At 75.0% G+C, this 19,364-nt stretch carries 20 protein-coding genes and 2 pseudogenes; 9 read left to right on the forward strand and 13 right to left on the reverse strand.

Going from position 1 to position 19,364, the window contains the following annotated elements:
• The first annotated feature begins 27 nt into the window (after window positions 1-27).
• A complete protein-coding gene (locus ACYVQV_RS12070; protein ID WP_461023545.1) occupies window positions 28-186 on the forward strand; it encodes a hypothetical protein in 159 nt (52 codons plus the stop codon).
• 66 nt (window positions 187-252) lie between these two features.
• Here ACYVQV_RS12070 and ACYVQV_RS12075 read toward each other — a convergent pair whose 3' ends face one another.
• Window positions 253-759 (reverse strand): hypothetical protein, encoded by a 507-nt coding sequence (locus ACYVQV_RS12075; RefSeq protein ID WP_461023546.1) that lies wholly within the window; start codon window positions 757-759, stop codon window positions 253-255.
• Window positions 760-1,074: 315 nt separating this feature from the next.
• Here ACYVQV_RS12075 and ACYVQV_RS12080 point away from each other — a divergent pair, with 315 nt between their 5' ends.
• Together ACYVQV_RS12080 and ACYVQV_RS12085 are read left to right on the forward strand one after the other, a co-directional pair.
• Window positions 1,075-1,545: a hemerythrin domain-containing protein gene (locus tag ACYVQV_RS12080; RefSeq protein WP_461023547.1), complete on the forward strand. Its 471-nt coding sequence runs from the start codon at window positions 1,075-1,077 to the stop codon at window positions 1,543-1,545.
• A 50-nt stretch (window positions 1,546-1,595) separates the two neighbouring features.
• Window positions 1,596-2,963 (forward strand): annotated as a pseudogene (locus tag ACYVQV_RS12085) (CYTH and CHAD domain-containing protein); the annotation flags it as partial.
• Window positions 2,964-3,193: 230 nt separating this feature from the next.
• On the opposite strand, the pseudogene ACYVQV_RS12090 reads toward ACYVQV_RS12085, so the two are convergent.
• From ACYVQV_RS12090 to mug, 8 genes and pseudogenes are all read right to left on the reverse strand, one after another.
• A pseudogene (locus ACYVQV_RS12090) lies at window positions 3,194-4,171 on the reverse strand (MFS transporter); the annotation flags it as partial.
• A 90-nt stretch (window positions 4,172-4,261) separates the two neighbouring features.
• Window positions 4,262-5,161 carry an ABC transporter permease gene (locus ACYVQV_RS12095; RefSeq protein WP_461023548.1) on the reverse strand — a complete coding sequence of 300 codons (900 nt, stop codon included), beginning with the start codon at window positions 5,159-5,161 and terminating at the stop codon, window positions 4,262-4,264.
• Window positions 5,158-6,210: an ABC transporter ATP-binding protein gene (locus ACYVQV_RS12100; protein ID WP_461023549.1), complete on the reverse strand. Its 1,053-nt coding sequence runs from the start codon at window positions 6,208-6,210 to the stop codon at window positions 5,158-5,160. Before ACYVQV_RS12100 ends, ACYVQV_RS12095 begins: the two co-directional genes overlap by 4 nt.
• Window position 6,211: 1 nt before the next feature.
• Entirely contained in the window at window positions 6,212-7,300 is a 1,089-nt protein-coding gene (locus ACYVQV_RS12105) for a hypothetical protein (RefSeq protein WP_461023550.1), read from the reverse strand.
• Window positions 7,284-7,811 (reverse strand): sigma-70 family RNA polymerase sigma factor, encoded by a 528-nt coding sequence (locus ACYVQV_RS12110; protein WP_461023551.1) that lies wholly within the window; start codon window positions 7,809-7,811, stop codon window positions 7,284-7,286. The genes ACYVQV_RS12105 and ACYVQV_RS12110 overlap by 17 nt, the downstream gene beginning before the upstream one ends.
• Window positions 7,812-8,035: 224 nt before the next feature.
• On the reverse strand, window positions 8,036-10,207 hold the full coding sequence (locus tag ACYVQV_RS12115) for an eCIS core domain-containing protein (RefSeq protein ID WP_461023552.1): 2,172 nt from the start codon (window positions 10,205-10,207) through the stop codon (window positions 8,036-8,038).
• A gap of 193 nt (window positions 10,208-10,400) precedes the next feature.
• Window positions 10,401-11,054 (reverse strand): class I SAM-dependent DNA methyltransferase, encoded by a 654-nt coding sequence (locus tag ACYVQV_RS12120; protein ID WP_461023553.1) that lies wholly within the window; start codon window positions 11,052-11,054, stop codon window positions 10,401-10,403.
• Window positions 11,055-11,065: 11 nt separating this feature from the next.
• Window positions 11,066-11,617, reverse strand: a complete 552-nt coding sequence (mug, locus tag ACYVQV_RS12125; protein ID WP_461023554.1) for a G/U mismatch-specific DNA glycosylase — start codon at window positions 11,615-11,617, stop codon at window positions 11,066-11,068.
• Between the two features lie 221 nt (window positions 11,618-11,838).
• Here mug and ACYVQV_RS12130 point away from each other — a divergent pair, with 221 nt between their 5' ends.
• On the forward strand, window positions 11,839-12,021 hold the full coding sequence (locus ACYVQV_RS12130) for a hypothetical protein (protein ID WP_461023555.1): 183 nt from the start codon (window positions 11,839-11,841) through the stop codon (window positions 12,019-12,021).
• A gap of 46 nt (window positions 12,022-12,067) precedes the next feature.
• Here ACYVQV_RS12130 and ACYVQV_RS12135 read toward each other — a convergent pair whose 3' ends face one another.
• Complete coding sequence (locus ACYVQV_RS12135; RefSeq protein ID WP_461023556.1) at window positions 12,068-13,054, reverse strand: LLM class flavin-dependent oxidoreductase; 987 nt, start codon at window positions 13,052-13,054, stop codon at window positions 12,068-12,070.
• A 152-nt stretch (window positions 13,055-13,206) separates the two neighbouring features.
• On the reverse strand, window positions 13,207-14,451 hold the full coding sequence (locus ACYVQV_RS12140; RefSeq protein ID WP_461023557.1) for a Fic family protein: 1,245 nt from the start codon (window positions 14,449-14,451) through the stop codon (window positions 13,207-13,209).
• A gap of 258 nt (window positions 14,452-14,709) precedes the next feature.
• Between ACYVQV_RS12140 and ACYVQV_RS12145 the strand changes: the two genes are divergently transcribed.
• The 5 genes from ACYVQV_RS12145 to ACYVQV_RS12165 all read left to right on the forward strand — a co-directional run bounded on the left by ACYVQV_RS12145 (window position 14,710) and on the right by ACYVQV_RS12165 (window position 17,667).
• Window positions 14,710-15,126 (forward strand): group I truncated hemoglobin, encoded by a 417-nt coding sequence (locus ACYVQV_RS12145; protein ID WP_461023558.1) that lies wholly within the window; start codon window positions 14,710-14,712, stop codon window positions 15,124-15,126.
• Between the two features lie 5 nt (window positions 15,127-15,131).
• Entirely contained in the window at window positions 15,132-16,313 is a 1,182-nt protein-coding gene (locus ACYVQV_RS12150; protein ID WP_461023559.1) for a globin domain-containing protein, read from the forward strand.
• Window positions 16,310-16,807 (forward strand): hypothetical protein, encoded by a 498-nt coding sequence (locus tag ACYVQV_RS12155; RefSeq protein ID WP_461023560.1) that lies wholly within the window; start codon window positions 16,310-16,312, stop codon window positions 16,805-16,807. The genes ACYVQV_RS12150 and ACYVQV_RS12155 overlap by 4 nt, the downstream gene beginning before the upstream one ends.
• A gap of 33 nt (window positions 16,808-16,840) precedes the next feature.
• The gene (locus tag ACYVQV_RS12160) at window positions 16,841-17,131 is read left to right on the forward strand and encodes a hypothetical protein (RefSeq protein ID WP_461023561.1); all 291 of its coding nucleotides are present in this window, start codon (window positions 16,841-16,843) and stop codon (window positions 17,129-17,131) included.
• 131 nt (window positions 17,132-17,262) lie between these two features.
• Window positions 17,263-17,667: a GNAT family N-acetyltransferase gene (locus tag ACYVQV_RS12165; RefSeq protein ID WP_461023562.1), complete on the forward strand. Its 405-nt coding sequence runs from the start codon at window positions 17,263-17,265 to the stop codon at window positions 17,665-17,667.
• A gap of 81 nt (window positions 17,668-17,748) precedes the next feature.
• On the opposite strand, the gene ACYVQV_RS12170 is transcribed toward ACYVQV_RS12165, so the two are convergent.
• Together ACYVQV_RS12170 and ACYVQV_RS12175 are read right to left on the reverse strand one after the other, a co-directional pair.
• On the reverse strand, window positions 17,749-18,669 hold the full coding sequence (locus ACYVQV_RS12170) for a hypothetical protein (protein ID WP_461023563.1): 921 nt from the start codon (window positions 18,667-18,669) through the stop codon (window positions 17,749-17,751).
• Window positions 18,670-18,674: 5 nt separating this feature from the next.
• A complete protein-coding gene (locus ACYVQV_RS12175; RefSeq protein WP_461023564.1) occupies window positions 18,675-19,274 on the reverse strand; it encodes a SigE family RNA polymerase sigma factor in 600 nt (199 codons plus the stop codon).
• Window positions 19,275-19,364 lie beyond the last annotated feature (90 nt).

Raw genomic sequence — 19,364 nt, forward strand, 5'->3', positions numbered from 1 at the left:
TAGTCCGGTCTCACTGACCATCGCACGATGGCCTTCTTCATCGCGGCCATCACGACGAACAAGATCGAGAACTACACCACCCCAGGGGACGTCACCTCAATCGAGACCTCGCACGTGCACCCACCGTCCCTCGAGAACCTGTCCGCCCGCGGGCACCGTGGTGCCGCGGAACGCACGTCCCGGTGAACTCCGAAGCAGGCGAGGCGTGCGGTGCCATCAGCGTCCGCTAGGTGGAAGGCACCGGGGCCGGTCTCACGAACGGGTCTCGCCGCAACCCCCGAGGGCCGCACGGAGCCGCCGGTGCCGGTGGGCGAACACACGTGGGACGAACCACCTCAGCAGCGGGGCCACGACGCCCCACCGGGGAGTGAAGCGGACCCTGTCCGTGAGCCGCGCTCGGCCGGCGCCGGCCTCCTCGACCGAGCGTTCGTGCTCCCACACGACGGCGCTCAGCATCCGCGACCGTTCGAGGAACCGGTAGCCGGGACCCACCTCGGCGACGTGGATGTCGTCGTAGTCGATCGGAAGCACACCGAACAGCAGCAGCCACGACCTGCACAGCCGCTGCCCGGGCTGGACGGTGTCGAGGGCCAGCCTCCGCTGACCGCGGGGGGCGGTCATCCGAAGGAGCGGCATGAGCTCGGCGTTGACACCCAGCAGGTCGGTGACCCGCTGCCACAGCTCGTCGGCGTGCACGTCGAGCACCGAGCTGCACCGGATCTCCGTCGACCGCCGCCCGGACGACCGCCCGCTACGCACCAACGGCTCCTTGTCGCTTTCGCACTCGGTCCATGCAACCAGCCCACAGCGCGGAAGATCCGGCGCGTCGGAGGGCGTCGGATCTTCCGCGTCGATGCGGCGCGGGTCGGTACGCCGGACAGGGGCGCAGTTCCGGTCCCTCACAGGCACCGGGGCTGCGGCTTTGACAACAACCATCTGCACGGGCAGCCCCTGGCCCGGTGGGTGACGGACCGCTACGGTCGCCGCAGCGTCGCGTGCCGGTGGCAGACCGTGTCCGGCATGGAGGCACCGGACCGAAGGAGCACGGCGTGACGTCGTCCCCTTCGCACTCGCGTGACTGAGGGCGAGAGGACCAGGCTCGTCGCCTGGAGCAGAGAGCTGCGCGCGGTGCACGACCGGTTGCGCGAGGCGCTGCGGGTGACCCGCGAGGCGGTGGAGGCCGGCGAGGCGGCCGAGCCCGCGACCCGGGACCTGCTCCTGCTGTGCCACGGGTTCTGCACCGCGCTGACCGGGCACCACGTCGGTGAGGACCGCACCCTGTTCCCGACGATCGCCGAGCAGCACCCGCACCTCGCGGAGACGCTGCGCTCCCTGCAGCAGGACCACTCGATGATCACCCACCTGGTCACCGCCCTGCAGGCGGCCGCGGACCGGTCGGCGTCCCCCGAGGAGCTGGACCGGCACCTCGAGGGCCTCGCGGCGATCATGGAGTCGCACTTCCGGTACGAGGATCGTGAGCTCCTGGGCGTCCTCGAGGCACTCGACCTGAGCGCCGACCCGGCCGGTGTCCTCGGACCGCTGTGAGCCGCGGCGGCACCGCGCGGGGACGGCTCCGGGGTCGTAGAAAGGACGACATGGGCGGGATCCACACGGAGGTCGAGCGGACGTACACGGCCGACGACGACGCCGAGCTGCCCGCCGTGTCCGAGCTGCTCCGGTCCGCGGACGGAGCGGTCGACCCGACGTCCGTCCTGGACGGTGACGTCGCCCAGCACGAGCTGTCCGCGACCTACTTCGACACCGCCGACCTGCGGCTGGCCGCGGCCGGTCTGACGTTGCGCCGCCGGACCGGTGGGGACGACGCGGGGTGGCACCTGAAGGTCCCCGCCGGGGACGACACCCGCACCGAGGTGCGCCGTCCTCTCGGTCGCGCCACCCGGACCGTCCCCGCCGCGCTGCGCCGGATGGTCCGCGCGGTCACGGCCGACGCACCGCTGCAGCCGGTCGTCGAGGTCACGACGCGACGGGCCGTGCGACGGTTGGTGGACGCCACCGGACAGGTGCTCGTCGAGCTGGCCGACGACCGGGTCACCGCGCGCCGGCTGCTGCCGGTCGAGGGCAACGGGGACGACGTCACCGCCGCGACGACGTGGCGCGAGGTCGAGGTGGAGCTGGTCGGCGGGCAGCCCGCACTCCTCGACCACCTCGACACCGCCCTGCGCGACCGCGGACTGCGACCGTCCGCGTCGTCCAGCAAGCTCCGTCGCGCTCTGGGCGACGCCGTCGATGCGACCCCCACGACGCGTGGCAGCGATGACGCACCGCCGATGAAGCGCAGCACCCCCGCCGGGCAGGTCGTCATGGCCTACGTGCGTGAGCAGGTGGAGCAGATCCACCGGCAGGACCTGCCGGTCCGGCTCGACGCGGACGGCGGGGTCCACGCCATGCGGGTGGCGACCCGCCGGCTGCGCAGCGCCCTCAGGTCGTTCCGCCCGCTCCTCGACCGGTCGGTGACCGACCCGCTGCGCGACGAGCTGACGTGGCTCGCCGGCGAGCTGGGCCGGGCCCGCGACGCCGAGGTGATGGGCGCGCGGTTGCGGACCGCCGCCGAGGCTGACGAGGAAACGGTCGCCACCGACCCGCTCGACGCCGTCGACGCGGAGCTCGGCCGCGCCTACCGCGACGCCCACGACGCGCTCCTCGAGCACCTGGACGGCGACCGCTACCACGCGCTGCTCGCCGCGCTGCGCGACCTGGTCGCGGGCCCGCCGTTCACCGAGCGGGCGGCGCGTCCTGCGCGCAAGGCGCTCCCCCGGCGGGTACGACGTGACTGGGTCCGGCTGCGCGACGTCATGGCAGGCGCCGCCGACGTCCCAGCGGGGGACGAGCGGGACGCCGTCCTGCACGAGGCCCGCAAGGCCGCCAAGCGCGCCCGGTACGCCGCCGAGGCGGTGGCGCCGGCGTTCGGTGAGCCCGCGAGCCACTTCGCCGCGGCGATCGAGGACCTCCAGGAGGTCCTCGGTGAGCACCAGGACTCCGTCGTCGCGCGCCAGCACCTGCACGAGCTGGCCCGGCGCGCCCCGACGAACGAGGCCAGCAGCAGGAACGCGTACTGCCAGCCGACCGCGCCGGCGAGGACCGGCACGGCCTGGATGCTCGCCACCGTCAAGGCGAACCCGATCGCCGTCTGGGCGGTCAGCGCCGTGCCGACGAACCGGGGGTCCGCCACCTCGGACAGCGCGGTGGAGAAGACACCCGAGTCGGCGATGACCGACGCACCCCACACCGCGCAGAACACGGCGAGGACGGGCGCGGGAGCGACGAACGCGAGCGGTGACAGCAGGCAGCAGGCGCCGCTGACGGCGAGCGCGGTCACGGCGGCGGTCGATCGGCCGAACCGGTCGGCCGCCCACCCGCCGAGCAGGCAGCCGAGCAGCCCGAACACCCCCATGGCCACGAAGACCAGCAGCGGGGCACGCGTCCCCAGCCCGTCCGAGGCGGCGGACGCCAGGACGAACAGGGGGATCCACGTCCACAGGGCGTACAGCTCCCACATGTGCCCGAAGTAGCCGAGGCTGACGAGCCGCGGCCCGGACTGCCGGAACATCGTCAGCGCGTAGCGGGGGTGCAGCGTGGCGGGTCCTGCGGCCAGGTGCGGCCCGGGCCGGACGACGGCCACCGCGAGCACCGCGCCGACCAGCGCCACCGCCGCCGTCACCTGCAGCGAGCCGCGCCAGGGCAGGTCGACCAGCCCACGGACCAGGTGCGGCAGCGCCGAGCCGACGGTCAGCGCGCCGATGAGCAGGCCCATCGCGAGGCCGCGGTTGCTGCGGGGCGCCCACGAGGCCATGAGCATCATCCCGACCGGGTAGACGCCGGCGAGGAACGCCCCGGTGAGGAACCGCAGCGCCAGCGCCGCAGCGAGGCCGTCGGCGAACCAGGCGAGCGAGGCGGTGCACGCCGCGGCCAGGGCGGCGCTGGCCGCCATCAGGCCCTGCGGCGGCACGCGGTCCGCGAGGTTGAGGACGGTGGACACCAGCGCCCCGGTGACGAAGCCGAGCTGGACGGTCCCGGTCAGCCACACCGCCTGGGTCGCGGAGATCCCCCAGTCCGCCTGCACGCTCGGCACGACCGCGGACACGGAGAACCAGACGGCCAGCCCGAGCACCTGGACGACGGCGACCGCCGCCCGCTGCGCTGCTGCCGTCATCCCGCCTCCGGTCCGCGTCGCCCGTCGACCGGGCCCGCGGCGGCGGTCCGGCCCCCGAACGATACGTCCGGGGGGCGGTGCCGGGTGGAGTCAGAGGTCCTTGCGGGAGAACGCGATCGCGGCGACGCCCCAGACCATCGCCACCCACAGGGCGCACCACAGCAGGTACCCGGCGGTCAGCGGCGAGAACCCGAGGAAGGGGAAGCCCTCCATCTCCGGGCCGAACCGGGCCAGCAGGGTGGAGTCCTGGAAGGCGTACATCGCCCCGCGCCACAGCCCGTCGGTCGGGACGACCATCCGGGAGACCGTGCCGACCTGCGCGACGCCGTCGTGGCCGAGGGCCTGCCCGATGCCGCCGACGACGCCCGCGATCCAGGTCGCCCCGAAGATGCCGACAGCGACCACGCCGGAGGCCATCGGCGACACGACGGTCGACAGCAGCACCGCGATCGTCAGCAGCACCGTGGTCTGGGCGGCCAGCAGCAGCAGCCCGACGACGGGTTGGGGTGGCCAGTAGTCCATCGTCACGAGCACCACGAGGAACTGCGACAACCCCGCGACGACGACGAAACCCGTGCCGAACGCGACCAGACCCAGCCACTTGCCCAGCAGCACCGACCACCGGCGCACGGGCCGGGCCAGCACCGACAGCGCGATCCCGGACTCCGTCTCGCCCGACAGGGTCGGCCCGGCGAGGAACGCCGTCCCCAGCGCGGCGATGAGGCTCAGCCCGAACATCGCCAGGTTGAGCAGCTGCGCGGCGACGAACCGGCCCTGGCCGCTGGTCAGCTCGGCCTGACCGGCCTCGGCGGCCAGCCGGGAGAAGCCCCAGCCGCTGAGCACCAGCAGCAGGGAGGTCAGGGCGACCAGCGCCCACAGCACCCGGCGGCGGGTCGCCTCCCGCAGGGTCAGCCCGGCGACGGTGGTCACCACCCGCACCACCGTCGGCACGGCCGTCTCCGACGGCGCGGACGTCGCGCTCGCGGTCATCGCTGCTCCCCCGTCGCCGTCGGACCCGTCGTCGTCGGATCTGTCGTCGCACCCGCCGGAGCCGCCGCCCCCTCGCGCAGGATCCCCAGCAACCGCTCCTCCAGGGTGATGCTCGTCGGCTGCACCGCGTGCACGGCCACACCCGCCGCGACGAGGTCGGAGACCAGCGCGGGGACCGTCGTCCCGTCGTCCTCTCCCGCCAGGGCGACGGTGAACCAGTCACCGGACCGGTCGACCGAGCCGACCCGTGCGATCCGCTGCTCGGCCTCGCCGGTCACCCCGGTCAGCCGCAGCCGGACCTCACGGCGCCCGAGCAGCTCAGCGAGCGTCCCGGACGCCGCGACCCGGCCCTTGTCCAGGATCGTCACCCGGTCGCACACGCGCTCCACCTCGCCGATGAGGTGGGAGTTGAGCAGCACAGCGACCCCGTTCGCCTTCAGGTCGAGCACGATGTCGCGGACGTCGGCACGCCCGAGCGGGTCGAGCGCGCTCGTCGGCTCGTCGAGGACGACGAGGTCCGGCCGCGCGACGAGCGCCACGGCCAGGCCGAGCCGCTGCTGCATGCCCTTCGAGAACCCCCCGACGCGGTCGCGACCGCGCTCGCCGAGACCGACGAGCCGCAGCCGGTCCTGCCGCTCGGCGGCGGGGACGTCGAGGCCGGCGAGCCGCACGTGCAGGGCCAGCACCTCGGACGCCGTCAGCCACGGTTGGTAGCGGAACAGCTCGGGCAGGTACCCGACCCGCGCCCGGGCCGCGGGGTCGGCGGCCGGGCGGCCGAGCAGCATCGCCTCGCCGGAGTCGGGCCGGGTCAGCCCGAGGAGCATCTTGATGACGGTGGTCTTGCCCGCCCCGTTCGGGCCGAGCAGCCCGACCACCTCACCGCGACCGACCTCGAACGACACCCCGTCGACGGCCTGGCGCCGCCCGTACCGCTTGCGCAGCCCGGAGCACCACGCCGCGGGTGCCGGCGGGAGGTCCCCGACGAGGGCGGCCGCGGCCCGCAGCGCCTCCGGCTGCGGACCGCGGTCGACGTCCTGGTGGGTGCCCACGTCAGCGCAGCCCGCGGGCGACCGCCAGGACCTCGTCGGCGTCGACGGCACCGGCCACCACGGTGACCTCACCGTCGTCGACCCACACCACCGCGGCGAACGTGCGGTCGCGGCTGGTCAGGACGGTCGCGGGGGCGCCGTCCACCTCGGCGTCGCTGCTGGTGGCGAGCTCCTGCGGGACCGGCAGGGGCAGCGTCGACCCGTCGGCGCTGAAGGCGCGCAGCTGGGCGGCAACGTCGTCAGGCATGCCCGGCACGGACAGCAGGTACTCGCGGACCGTCTCGAAGTCCGCACCGGACGACGACGCCGTGGGGGCGACCGCGCGGCCGACGACGAGGCTGGGCACGTCCGCCGCCTGCGACGACCAGACCGCCGCCACGCCGGGCCCCGCGGTCAGGCGCACCTGGGTGCCGTCCAGACCCACGGGCGCGACCGGTGCGGGCTCACCCGCCCGCGCGGCCGCGGCGGCGGCGCGGTCTGTATCCACCGTGAAGACCGCGGTGACCTGCTCACCGGCCTGGTACACGGGCTCGCCGCTGACGCCGCGCGGCAACGTCGTCACCTCGGGCAGGTCCAGTCCGGTCACCTCGGCGGCCTCCTCGGCGCCGGAGACCTCGCGGACCTCGCCGCCCTCGACGAGCTCGAGGTCGCCGTACTCCTCGAGGTCCGGGACGGCGCTCAGGTCGGCGGCGCTGAACGACACGGGCGCGACCTGCTCGGTGCGGAAGACCTGGAACCAGTCGTTCGCGGCGGCGGTGGCACCGCCGCCGACGACCACGGCCGCCGCCAGCGCCGCGGCCGCGGGCCGGCGCAGCGCCTCGCGCAGCCGGCTCGGACGTCGGTGCGGGGACGCCGCGGACGCCTCACGCGCCGGTGCGGCAGCGACCAACCGCTGCCACGCGACGGCGGTCTCCTGGGCACCGGCCGGCTCCACGGCGAACGCGGACCGCACGGCGTCGGCGTCCTCGCGGACCCCGGCCAGGGCGGTCAGGCACCGGGGGCAGCCGGCGACGTGCCGGCGGTCGGGGTCGGACACCCCGGCCGGGTCGTCGACGAGGCGGCGCAGGTCGCCGTCACTGGGGTGTCGCATCACGGTTCAGCTCCTCACGAAGGGCGGACTCGGCGCGCCGGACGGTGGTGCCGACGCTGCCGGGGGACATGTCGAGCGCCGACGCGACGTCGGCGTAGCTCAGGCCGCTGTGCCGCAGCACCAGGGCCGTGGCCTGCTTGCGGGGGAGGCGGGCGAGCGCGGCCCGGACCCGGCCGCGCTCCTCGCGGGCGACCACGGTCTCCGACACGTCGGGGGCGACGGTGTCGGTGGTCGCCGCGACGGCCTCCTCACGGGTGGCGCGCCGCCGTCCGGTGCGCAGGTGGTTCAGCGCGGTGTGGGCCGCGGCGACGGACAGCCAGCCACGCGCCTGCTCGGCCGGGACCGTCGTCCGGTTGAAGGACAGGAAGACCTCCTGGGCGACGTCCTCGGCCTGGTCGCGGGAGCCGAGCACGCGGGCGGCGACCCCGACGACGAGGGCGTAGTCGCGGCTGAAGACCTCCGCGAGGTCGTCCCGCACCCCTGCGGACCTGCGTTCGCGGGACGACGCCACGCGTTGCCTCCCCTCGGACCTCGTCGGCACGGCAGGGGCACCGGAGGGTGCCGTCGCCAGGGCGAGCGCCGGTCCGGTCCTGCCGCGTCGGATGAGGTCCACGTCATGTCAGCACCACCGACCCGCTGAATGTGACATCCCGGCCACCGCGGCGCAGCGCGCTCCACCGTCCACCACCCGGGTCTGCACGCGGCCTCCACGGTTCCTCCGCCGGGAAGCGGGAATCAGCCGCCGGAGAGCGCGAGGCGGGATCGCGCCGCCTCGAGGTCCTCGCCGCTCAGGCCGGCGCGCTCGAGCGCCAGGCCCGCGGCGGCGGCCCGCTCCCCCGGGCGGGGGCTGGAGGCGGGGAAGTACGACCCGACCGCGTCGAGGACCCGGGCGTGCCCCTCGGAGTCGACGCAGGCGCGCAGGTCGTCGACGAACCGGAGCGCGCCGTCGACGTACTCCGGCTCGCCGGACAGGTGCAGCAGCCAGTCGTGGTCGCGGTCGGCGTCCGCACCCGGCTCGGTGTCGGCGGCCGCGGTCAGGTCCACGACCTCGCTGGGGCTGACGGGGTGGTGGGCGATGCTCGCGTTGTCCTCGGCGGTGGCGAGGAAGGTGTAGACGGGTTCGAGCTCGAGCTGGTGGGAGGCGTTCGGCTCGCCGCCCGCCTGCAGCGCCCGCCGGTTCTGGATCATCGTGTAGGCGGTCGTCACGGAGCCGACGTCGATGCCGTCGGCGGGTTCGCTCTCGTCGAGGACGGCGGCGTCGACGTCCGCCTGCGTGGCCTCGAGCTCGGTCAGCGGGTCGTGCGCCGGGTCGTCGGCGGAGGACTGGACGGGCTCCAGGTCGGTGGCGCCGGGGACGAGCAGGTGCACCAGGGAGGACGCGAAGCCCTCGGGGTTGGCCATGACCGTGACGGCGCTGCGCGCGGTGGCGATGAGCCCGAACTGCAGCCCGCTGCCGAGCAGCATGTTCCGGGCGCCCTGCTGCGACATCATGATGCCGCCGCGCTCGGCGAGCGCCCCCATCACCGTGACGGGCAGGAACGCCCGGCCGCCGCCGAGCCCGAGCCCGGCCTGGCCGACCGACAGCAGCCCGGTCTCCGCGAGCCGCGCGGTGCTCAGCCCGCAGGACCGGAAGGAGAACCCCAGGCCCGGGCCGAGGGTGCGGGCGAGCATCTGCGCCTCGGCGAGGATCCGGGCGCTGGCCTGCGTGCCGCCCAGCACGTGGAAGGCGTTGATGCTGCGGGGCGCGAAGGACGCCATCGACCGCACGGCCATGGAGCGCAGCGCACCGCCGGTGAGCCGGTACAGCTGGCCCTCGACCATGACGAACACGAGGGCGTGGTTGCGGCGCCCGACGGTGGCGACGACCGCCTTGCCGGCCTCGAGGGCGGCGCGGGCCGACGCCTGCACCTCGGCGCGGGTGGCCACCGAGACGCCCTGGCGGCCCAGCGCGGCGAGCTCCTCGGGAGCGGCGCGGGTGACCGCCGTCCGCCACAGCCCGGTGCTGGTGATCTTCGCGCCCGCCGACCACAGGGCACCGAGCGTCAGGACGTCCAGCGGCATCATCGCGACGTTGAGGTAGCGCTCCAGCCGGCTCTCGGCCTGCCAGATGCGGGTGGCGGTCCCGCCGACGGGGACCCACAACCAGGTCGCCTCCGCCCACGCCGCGACCGACGGGTCGCGCCGCCGTTCCTCGGCCCGCCGACGGTTCTCCTCGTACGACGGACCCGCCAGCTCGGCGGTCACCGCGATGCCGCCACCGGCGACGAGGGCAGCGATCGCCAGCCAGGCCAGGGGCGCGAGCAGGTGGACGTCCTCACCGCCCGCGGGGCGCAGCCGGTGCGGTCGGCCCGCGGCCACGGCGTGCGCGGCCACGTCGGCGTCCCGCTCGGCGTCCGACCCGGGTGCCGCGGCGCGCACGGCGCTGTTGGCCGCCGGTCCTCCGCGCAGCCCCTGCTGGACGACGTGCGCCAGCTCGTGCCCGAGGACGCGACTGTCGGGGGCGGCGGCGAACAGCATGTGGTTGCCCGCGGTCAGCGCCTGCACCCCGAGGGTGGTCGTGACGCCGCGGGCCGCGGGGGTCCCGACGTGCATCCGCGCCGGCGACAGGTCGACGCCGAAGCTGCTCTCGTGCGGAGCGCGCAGCGACGCGGGCACCGGGTCGCCGGTGCCGAGCCCGGCCCAGTGCCGGTGCAGGTCCCCGGCGGCCGCGGCCAGCGCCCCGCCCGGGTCGGACGACGGGACGGCGACGGGCGGCAGCGCCCGCGGCGTCGACGTGGTCCCGGACAGCGGCGCGGGCGCCACGACCCGCTGCGTGGCCGCGTTGCCGACGGCCCCCTGCAGGCGCAGCACGCCCTCGTGCGCGGACGCGGCGGTCCCGGGCCGGGACAGCACCTGACGGGACGGCACCTGAGGGGATGGGGCCGGCCGCTCGCCGGCCGCGCGGACGGGGCTCGCGTACTCACGGTCCACCGCATCACCCCGGGTCAGGCGTCGTCGGTCAGCGCTCCCGAGAGCACCCGGCCAGCGTAGGCGCGGGCGGCGGGACCGGGAACGTGCCGGAGCCGGTCCTGCGCGACGGGGCAGTGATGAGGGCAGCCCGTCACGCAGGCGGACGCCGGCCGGCCAGGACCACCTGCGCGCGCTGCGGCGGCTTCGGCGGCCACTGCACCCGGACGACATCCTCGAGCCCGGCCGCCGTGAGGACGGCGGCGAGGTCGTCGGGCTGCCACAGGTGCGTCGTCCAGTCCACGGGCACGCCGTCGTACGCCTCCGACCGCACCACGTCACCGTCCCCGACGTGCGTGCCGACCAGGAGCACCCCGCCGGGGACGAGCGCCCCGGCCAGGTCGGTGACCACGGTCTCGAGCGCGGGACGGGGCAGGTGGAACAGCGACCACCAGGCGAGAACCCCGCCGAGACCGGCCGAGGGCAGGTCCAGCTCGGTCGCGGAGGCGACGGTGAAGTCCAGGTCGGGTCGACGCCGGCGCGCGTGCTCGACCATCCGCGGGGACAGGTCGACGCCGGACACCTCGACACCGAGGTCGGCCAGGAACGCGCTGACGTGGCCCGGGCCGCACCCGACGTCCAGCACTGGCCCGAGGTCGCGGACCTCCTCGGCGAACGCGGTGAGCACCGCGCGCAGCCACGGGTGCGGTGACAGGTTGTCGAGCCCGAGCTCGACGTAGCGGTCGGCGACCCGCTCGTAGGAGGCCCGAACCGCCTCGAGGTCAGGTGGGGCGGCGTCGGTGCTCACGTCGCGGCACCTTAGGGGTACGCGCCGACGGCCGTCCTGAGCTCGGCGAAGCGCTCCGCCAGCGCGGAGGGCGTGTAGTGGGCGTTCAGACCGCTGGGGTTCGGCAGCAGCCACACCCGCGACGGGCCGAGCCGCCGCTCCTGGGCCCCGACGGTGGCGCCGCGCTCACCGAAGGCGACGCGGTAGGCGGTGACGCCGAGCACGGCGACCCACTCCGGCCGGTACGCCTCCGCGTCGGTGACCAGCCGGCGTCCACCTGTGACCAGCTCGTCGGCGGTGAGCTCGGCCGCGGTGGCGGTGGCCCGGTGCGCGACGTTCGTGATGCCGAGCCCGAGGTCGAGGAGCGCGTCCTGCTCGTCGGGCCGCAGCAGCCGCGGCGTGAACCCCGAGCGGTGCAGCGCGGGCCAGAACCGGTTACCGGGCCGGGCGAAGTGGTGACCTGTCCAGGCGGTGTACAGCCCGGGGTTGATCCCGCAGAACAGCACGCGCAGACCGGGTGCGACGACGGGGTCGACGGTCCGGTCGGCGGCTGCGAGCAGCTGCTGGCGGGAGGGGGACGGCACGTCGCCACGCTACGTGCGGTGACGGGTCCCTGCCGTCCGCGTCGTCGTCAGTCGCTCCGGGGAGATGCCCGCGAGGAGGTCGTGCAGGTTCACGTCAGCTCACCCTGCGCACCCCCGTGGTGGCCGTACGTGAGAGGCGCTGGTTCGAGTGGCGGATCGGTGGGACGTCAATACGCTCGGCCGGGCGTTTCCCCCACCGCCCCAACGGATCTGGAGTCCTCATGGCACGCCGCCGTCCCCTGCGCACGTACAGCCTGGTCGTCCTCGTGTACGTCGTCATCGGCATCGTCGTCGCGGTCGACCGCGGCTACATCACGGTGCCGCTGGTGAAGCAGGTGGTGTCCGCGCTGCTCGCCGTCCTGCTGTGGTTCCTGGTGCTGCTCGGCATCGACCTGCGGATCTGACGGGACGCCGGTCCGGGCCCACGCGAGACAGGGCCCGGACCGTTCGTCAGCGCCCGTCCCGCATCCCCTCGGCCAGCAGGTCCAGGGACCGCAGCCGGCCCTGCGGCGTCGTCGCCGAGAACGCCACCATCAGCTCGTCGGCCCCGGCGAGCGCGCGGAACCGGTCGAGGTAGCCGGCGACGTCGTCCGGCGTCCCGAGCGCGGTGTACGTGAGCATGGTGTCGACGTGACTGCCCGCCCCGGCGTCCAGCAGCGCGTCGACCTCCGCGTCGGACAGGTCGCGGCCCTTGCCGAACAGAGCCTTGGCGCGGATCCGGCGGACCGTCGCGAGCTCCTCGCGGGCCTCGTCTGCGGTGTCGGTCGCCAGCACGTTGACGCCGGCGACGACGTACGGCTCGGCGAGCTGCGTCGACGGGCGGAACTCGCGCCGGTACGTGGCGACGGCGGCCTCCAGCGCCTGGGGCGCGAAGTGCGACGCGAACGCGTACGGCAGCCCGAGCGCCGCCGCGAGCTGCGCGCCGAACAGCGAGGACCCGAGGACGTACAGCGGGACGTTCGAGCCCTTGCCCGGGTAGGCGTCCACGCCGGGCACCTTCGACTCGCCGGCCAGGTACGCCTGCAGCTCGACGACGTCCTGGGGGAAGGACTCGGCGGCCCGCGGGTCGCGCCGAAGCGCGTACTGGGTGTGCTGGTCGGACCCGGGGGCCCGGCCGAGGCCCAGGTCGATCCGGCCGGGGTACATCGCCTCCAGGGTGCCGAACTGCTCCGCGACGACCAGAGGCGAGTGGTTCGGCAGCATCACACCGCCGGCGCCGAGCCGGATGCTGCTCGTGTGCGCGCCGACGTGCGCGATCAGCGTGCTCGTCGCGGACGACGCGATCCGCTTCATGTTGTGGTGCTCGGCGTACCAGACGCGGTGGTACCCGGCCTTCTCGGCGCGCTGGGCCAGCTCGACGCTGGCGGCGATGCTCTCGCCCACGGTCCGGCCCGGGTCGACGGGCACGAGGTCGAGCACGGACAGCGGGATGCGCATGGGGGGTCCTTCCGGGTCTGTCGGTCGAGGCGCGACGTCGTCGGTGGGCCGCGCGCGACGGCGCGGCCCGTCACCGCGACCGTCTCGTGGGGTGCAACACCGGCCCCGCGCCGCGCATGCCCGCCGGCTCGGCGGCGCGCCGGCGAGCCGCCTCAGCGACGCGGAGGTCGGCCCCTGCGCGCCCGGGCCGCGAAGGCGTCCACGGCATCGAGCACCTCCTGGGCGCGCCAGGTGCGGTTGCGGGAGCCGCCGGACGCGGTGAGGACACCGGCGTCCTCGAGCGGGGCGAGCGTCCGGTAGACGTTCTGGGGGAGGACGCCGAGCTCGTCGGCGAGGAGCCGGGCGTTGACCACGGGCAGGCGCAGCAGCAGGTCCGCGACGTCCCAGGCGAGGGCCCCGCGACGGACGCGGACCCGGTCGTCCCACGACGCCCTGGTGCTGCGCAGGTCCTCGACCAGTGCCCGCCCGTTGGTCACGGCCGCGTACGAGGCCTCGGCAAAGCGCTCGACGACAGGGACGACGTCGCCGTCGCGGTAGGCGGTCAGGGCGTCGAAGTACCGGTCGACGTCTGCCAGGAGCCCTGCCGACACCGGCACGGTCACGTTGCGCACGAGCCCGGCACCTCGGAGCATCGCGTGGACCAGCGCCCGGCCGGTCCGCCCGTTGCCGTCGGTGAAGGGGTGGATCGTCTCGAACTGCGCGTGCGCCAGCGCGACGTGCACGAGGACGGGCAGGTCGACGCGGTCCGCGAAGCGTCGGAGGTCCTCGATCGCCGCGGGGACGCGATCGTGGTGTGGGGGGACGAAGGTGGCGCCGTGCGGCCCGAGGGCCGACCCTCCGATCCAGACCTGCTCGGTGCGCCAGCGCCCTGCGCCTTCCGGGTCCGTTCGGCGCATGAGCGCGGCGTGCATGGCCAGGATCGCATCCCCCGTGAGCTCATCCGCCAGGGACACGGCGGCGCGCATGGCCTCCACGTTCCCGACGACCTGCTGGGCGTTCGGGCCCGCCGGCTGCCCCAGCGTCGCCTCGGCCACGGCACGGGCGGAGGCCGTCAGGTCCTCGATCTGCGAGCTGGCCGCTGACTCCGAACGCAGCAACACAGCGGCGAAGGGGGCGATCTCAGCACCGAGCTCGCCGTCGAAGCGCGCCAGCTCCTGGGCCGCGTCGGAGCTCTCCGCCAACACCGCGGGGGGCAGGTCCGGGTCGCAGTCCGCGATCTGCGGGACGACGGCGGCCAGGTACGGCCCACGGTGTCGCCTCAGTGCCGCTCGTGACCCCGCTCCCTGCTCGTAGGACGAGGCCCAGACGTGCCGCTCGGAGTCCACGGGGGGCCAACCCCCGGCCGTCGAGCTCCGCGTCACCCGTTTCACCTCCCTGATCTTATCACTTATGGGCATAAGCGATAGGACGGTGCCGTCGATCACTCCATCGGGCAACGACGGCGGGCGACGGGCGACGCGCCCCCGCGCGCGACGGTCACTGCCTGGCGATGTGACGTGACTGAACGTCGAAGTCGTTGAAGGACAACGGGTTCCTGTGGCACAGGTCGCCCGAGAAGGTTGCTCCGTGTGGGTTACGAAGACGGCTGTCCGGGTGGTACCTATTACCCGGCACCTCGCGCCCTCGCGCCCTCCCCCTCGTCGAACGGACCACCCGTGACCAACGCCTCCACGACCGACCCGTCGTCCGGGACGCCCGCCGAGGACGAGCAGGTCAGCGACTACGACCTGGTCGGCGGCGGCCGTGCCGTCTCCGCCGTCGTCGGCGACTTCTACGAGCGTGTCCTCGCCGACGAGCACCTCAGCCCCTACTTCGAAGGTCGCGACCTCGTCGCGCTCAAGCGCCACCAGGTCCAGCTCGTCTCCCACCTGCTCGGCGGCCCCGTCGAGTACACCGGCCGCGAGATGCGCGCCGCCCATGACGGTCTCGGCATCACCTCCCACGCGTTCGCCCGGGTCGCCGAGCACCTGGTGCAGTCCCTGCGCGACGCCGAGGTCCCCGAGCCCGTCGTGATGCGCCTGGTGTCCGTCGTCGCCGCCAGCGAGCGGGACGTCGTCAGCGCGCCGTCCTGACGGACGTGGACCCCGCAGCCCTCAAGGCCAGCTGGAAGGTCGTCGCCGAGTACGGCGGCGAGGTCCCGCTGTTCTTCTACTCCCACCTGTTCCTGTCCCACCCCGAGGTCCGCCCGCTCTTCCCCGTCTCGATGACCACCCAGCGCGACCGCCTCGTCGGCGCGCTCGGACGGATCGTGGGTGACGTCGACCGCCTCGAGGAGGTCACCCCGTTCATCCAGCAGCTCGGGCGCGACCACCGACGCTTCGACGTCGTGACGCAGCACTACGACGCCGTCGGGGCGTCCCTGCTGGCGACGCTCGAGCACTTCCTCGCCGACCGCTGGACCGACGAGCTCGCCGCCGACTGGGCCGCCGCGTACGGCGTCATCGCCAAGGTCATGGTGGAGGCCGCCACCGAGTCCGAGGCGACCAGCCCCGCCGCGTGGGACGCCGAGGTCGTCATCATGCAGCGGCGGACCATCGACACGACCGTGCTCCGGGTCCGGCCGGAGCTCCCGTTCCCCTACCGCGCCGGGCAGTCCGTGGCCGTCCAGGTGCCGCAGCGCCCCCGGCAGTGGCGCTACCTCAGCCCCGCCAACGCGCCGCGCGAGGACAACACCATCGACCTGCACGTCCAGCTCGTCCCCGGCGGGCAGGTCAGCGGGGCCATCGTGCGCCGGCTCGCCGTCGGCGACCGGATCCGGCTGGGCGCACCGCTCGGGCACCTGCTGACGGTCCCCGACGACCACGCCCGGCCGCTCCTGCTCGTCGCCGGCGGCACCGGCCTGGCGCCGATGCGCGCGCTCGTCGACCAGCTCGAGCGCCGATGGGGGGACGACGAGCAGGCGCCTCGCGTCCACCTGTTCCACGGCGCGCGGACCGAGTGGGCGCTGTACGACCGCGAGCAGCTCGACGCCCTGGCTCAGCGGCCCTGGTTCACGTGGACCGGGGTGCTGTCCGAGGAACCCAGCCGGACGCGCGAGACAGGCCTCGTCGGGGACGTCGTCGCCGCCGCCGGGCCGTGGGACGGGCACCGCGTCCTGGTCTGCGGCTCGGAGGGCATGACCCGCCACACCGTCTCCAGACTCGTCGACTCCGGCGTGGCACCCGACGACGTGCGCCACGAGGACTTCAGCGGCACGACGGACCGCAGCCCCGCGGGCGCAGCCGCCCGCAGTACCGAGGGACCAGGTGATGCGCAGTGACCCCCATGTGGCCCGAGCCCGGGACGACGCGTCGCGAGTCGCGCGCCGCCGAGGCGGCCGACCGCGGACCCGGGGAGGACGTCGACCCGCTGCACGCGCACATCGCCGCGGAGGCCGTCGACCTGCTCAGCCAGGCCCAGCTCGTCGCCGACAAGTGCATCGCGGACGCGGAGCAGTACGCCCGCGACCTGGTGATGACCGCCCGCGCCCAGTACCGCGACATCCTCCAGCGCGCCGAGGACTCGGCGACGTCCGCGTCGTCCGCCCTGGCCGACGAGACCGCCGGGTACACGACCCCGATTCCCGAGGTCGAGTACGTCCGCACGTACGCCCAGGTGGCCCGCGTCCAGCTGCGGTCCGTCCTCGACGCCCTCACGGAGCAGGTCGACCGGCTCGGTGAGCTGCCGCAGCTCAACCGGCCCCGGCCGGCGTCCCTGACGGACCTCGACCCGTTCGGCGACCTGGACCGGGAGGCCGACGACCTGCTCCGCTGACCCGCGTCCGTCCTCCCCGACTACCCTGTGACCGTGAGCGACGACGGCTGGCTGGACCGCCTGACCCCGGACGCCCGCCGCGAGATGCACCAGCTCGTCGGGCAGTTCCTCGCCGCGCACCGGGAGCTCGACGAGCACTCTCGCCTGGCGCGGCTGGAGTCCGACGTCCTCGCCGGGACGTCGCGGGCGGGCGAGGTGATCAGCTTCCTGGCCGCGCACGCCGTCCACGCCGCTCGGGCCGCGGAGCTCCAGCTGCGGATCGGGGACCTCGCCGCGGAGATGGCCACCCTGCTCGAGCGCGACCTCGGGGACGACGAGGCCTGAGGGCCGCACGGGTGCGGCGGCGTCCGCTGCGCGATCGGCCCGGGCCGCCGTACCGTTTCACCAGCACCTCCCAGCACCGGGTCGGTGCGGCGCTCCTCGGCGGGGAGGTCGGTGTGGTGGATGTGGCGGCCGTGACGGCGGACCAGCTCGGCCAGGACGAGCTGCTGCGCCTGTACAGCTCGGTCGGGTGGGGTGGCTACACGGCGGACCCCGCGACGCTCGGGTCGGCGGTGCGCAACTCCGCCTACCTGGTCGCCGCCCGGGACGACGGCCGGCTCGTCGGTCTGGCGCGGGTCGTCAGCGACGACGCGACGGTCTGCTACCTGCAGGACCTCCTGGTCGACCCGACGCACCAGCGGCGGGGTGTCGGCCGCCGGCTCGTCCAGGCGGTCGTGGACCGTTACGCCCACGTCCGCCAGAAGGTGCTGCTCACCGACGACGAGCCCGGCCAGCACGCGTTCTACGAGGCGCTCGGCTACTGCGAGGTGCGCGCCCACGGCAACGGGTCGCTGCGCGCGTTCGTGCGCTACGACTGACGCGCGCAGGAGGCCGGGTCGCTCCGAGGCCGGCCCGCCGGGCCGCGCCCTCCCCCGTCCGGGGCGCGGACCGGCGGGAGCTCAGCGGACCACCGCCCTGTAGGTGTCCTGGACGTCGCCCCACCACCCGACGAGGCGGTCCACGTCCGTGGAGGCGTCGGCCCAGGACCCTGCGCCACCGGCGACGAAGACGGTGTTGCCGCGCAGGACCCACAGGACGAGGTACCCGTAGGACGGTGGCTCGCCGTACCGCTCCTCGGCGTCGAGCTCCCAGAAGGCCTCGTCCCCGGCGGAGGTCGTGCCGGACCGCGTCACCTGCGTCGGCTCCTCCGGTGCCGAGGACCCCCCGGCCTCCTCCGCCGACGCCTGGCAGCGCCGCACGTCGCCGCGGCGGGCCGTGAACGCCTCCCGCGCCGCCTGCGGGCTGTCGAACACGAGCACCTGCGTGAGGACCGACGTGTCGGTGACCGTCTGGCCGACGTGCCGGCGCGAGCCGAGCACCCCCGGGGGCAGCGGTGTCGCCTCCGTGCGGCAGACGCCCGCGGCCGGCCAGGTCGTCGGGTCGAGGGTGACCTCCGGTTCGTAGCCCGTCTGCGCCGCCTCGTCGGCGAGGACCGCCTCGTAGCGCGGGGTTCCCGACGCCAGCACCTCGCGGACGCGCTGTGCGGTCAACGGCTCCGGGGACACCGTGTCGCCGGGGTCGGCCGTTCCGGTGGGGCCCGGCTCGCTCGTCGGCGGGGGTGCCGGCGTCGTCTCCGGCGGGACGGCGGTGGTCGTGGCGGCCGGGGGCGCGGGGGTGGGGGTCGCGTCCGGCCGCCCGCCCCCCAGGCCGAGCGCGACGACCAGTCCCACGGCCACGACCGACGTGCCGGCGGCCGCGGCAGCGCGGCGCCGGGTCCGCCGCCGGACCGCCCGTGCGCGCACCTCGGCCGCGGGCGCCACGTGGGTGGGCGCACCCCGGTCGGCGGCGTCCTGCATCAGCTCGTGCAGCCTGTCGTCCACGGGGCTCACCGTCCCTTCGGGGTGGTGGACGGTCGGTCGGTCGGCCGGCCGGTGGCTCGGTCGGCCGGCGGGCGCGCACCGGCGGGACCCGGATCGGCCGTGGGATCCGCGCCGGCCAGGTGGACGTCGCCGAGCCGCTCGGCGAGCGCCTGCCGACCGCGGGAGAGCCGGGACTTCACCGCGCTGACGCTGGAGTGCGTCTCCGCCGCGACGGTGGCGACGTCCAGGTCGTAGAGGTGGTGGAGCACGATCGCGGTCCGCTGGGCGGCCGGCAGCTCCTGCAGCGCGTCGACCAGCGCGACGCGGTCCGCCGCCACCGCCGTCCCACCGTCGTGCTGACGCGGCCCGCCGCCGTGGCGCGTCCAGGCCCGGACGGCGTTGCGCGTGCGACGCCAGCGGCTCACGGCGACCCGGTGCGCGACCGTCCGCACCCACGCCACCGGGTCCTCGTGCGCCGCGACGGAGTCCCAGCGGAGCCAGGCGCGCTCGAAGGCCTCCTGGACGCACTCGAGCGCCTCCTCCCGGTCGCCGGTCAGCAGGTACAGCTGACCGGCGAGCCGGTGCACCGACGCGGCGTACACCGCGTCGAAGTCGTGCTCGGTCACGTCGGACCTCCCCTTCCCGAGCCGCCGGTGGCGCCTCTCACGACTGACACGTCTGGGACCGCCGTCCGGTCGCACCGTCGAGCGAGCTCC

It is taken from the genome of Thalassiella azotivora, from assembly GCF_054781695.1.

What these genes read in the sequence shown, in the direction of transcription:
- ACYVQV_RS12130 (WP_461023555.1), top strand. Translation starts at nt 11,839, where the DNA reads ATGGCACGCCGCCGTCCCCTGCGCACGTACAGCCTGGTCGTCCTCGTG.
- ACYVQV_RS12105 (WP_461023550.1), bottom strand. Translation starts at nt 7,300, where the DNA reads ATGCGACACCCCAGTGACGGCGACCTGCGCCGCCTCGTCGACGACCCG.
- ACYVQV_RS12070 (WP_461023545.1), top strand. Translation starts at nt 28, where the DNA reads ATGGCCTTCTTCATCGCGGCCATCACGACGAACAAGATCGAGAACTAC.
- ACYVQV_RS12095 (WP_461023548.1), bottom strand. Translation starts at nt 5,161, where the DNA reads ATGACCGCGAGCGCGACGTCCGCGCCGTCGGAGACGGCCGTGCCGACG.
- ACYVQV_RS12135 (WP_461023556.1), bottom strand. Translation starts at nt 13,054, where the DNA reads ATGCGCATCCCGCTGTCCGTGCTCGACCTCGTGCCCGTCGACCCGGGC.
- ACYVQV_RS12140 (WP_461023557.1), bottom strand. Translation starts at nt 14,451, where the DNA reads ATGCCCATAAGTGATAAGATCAGGGAGGTGAAACGGGTGACGCGGAGC.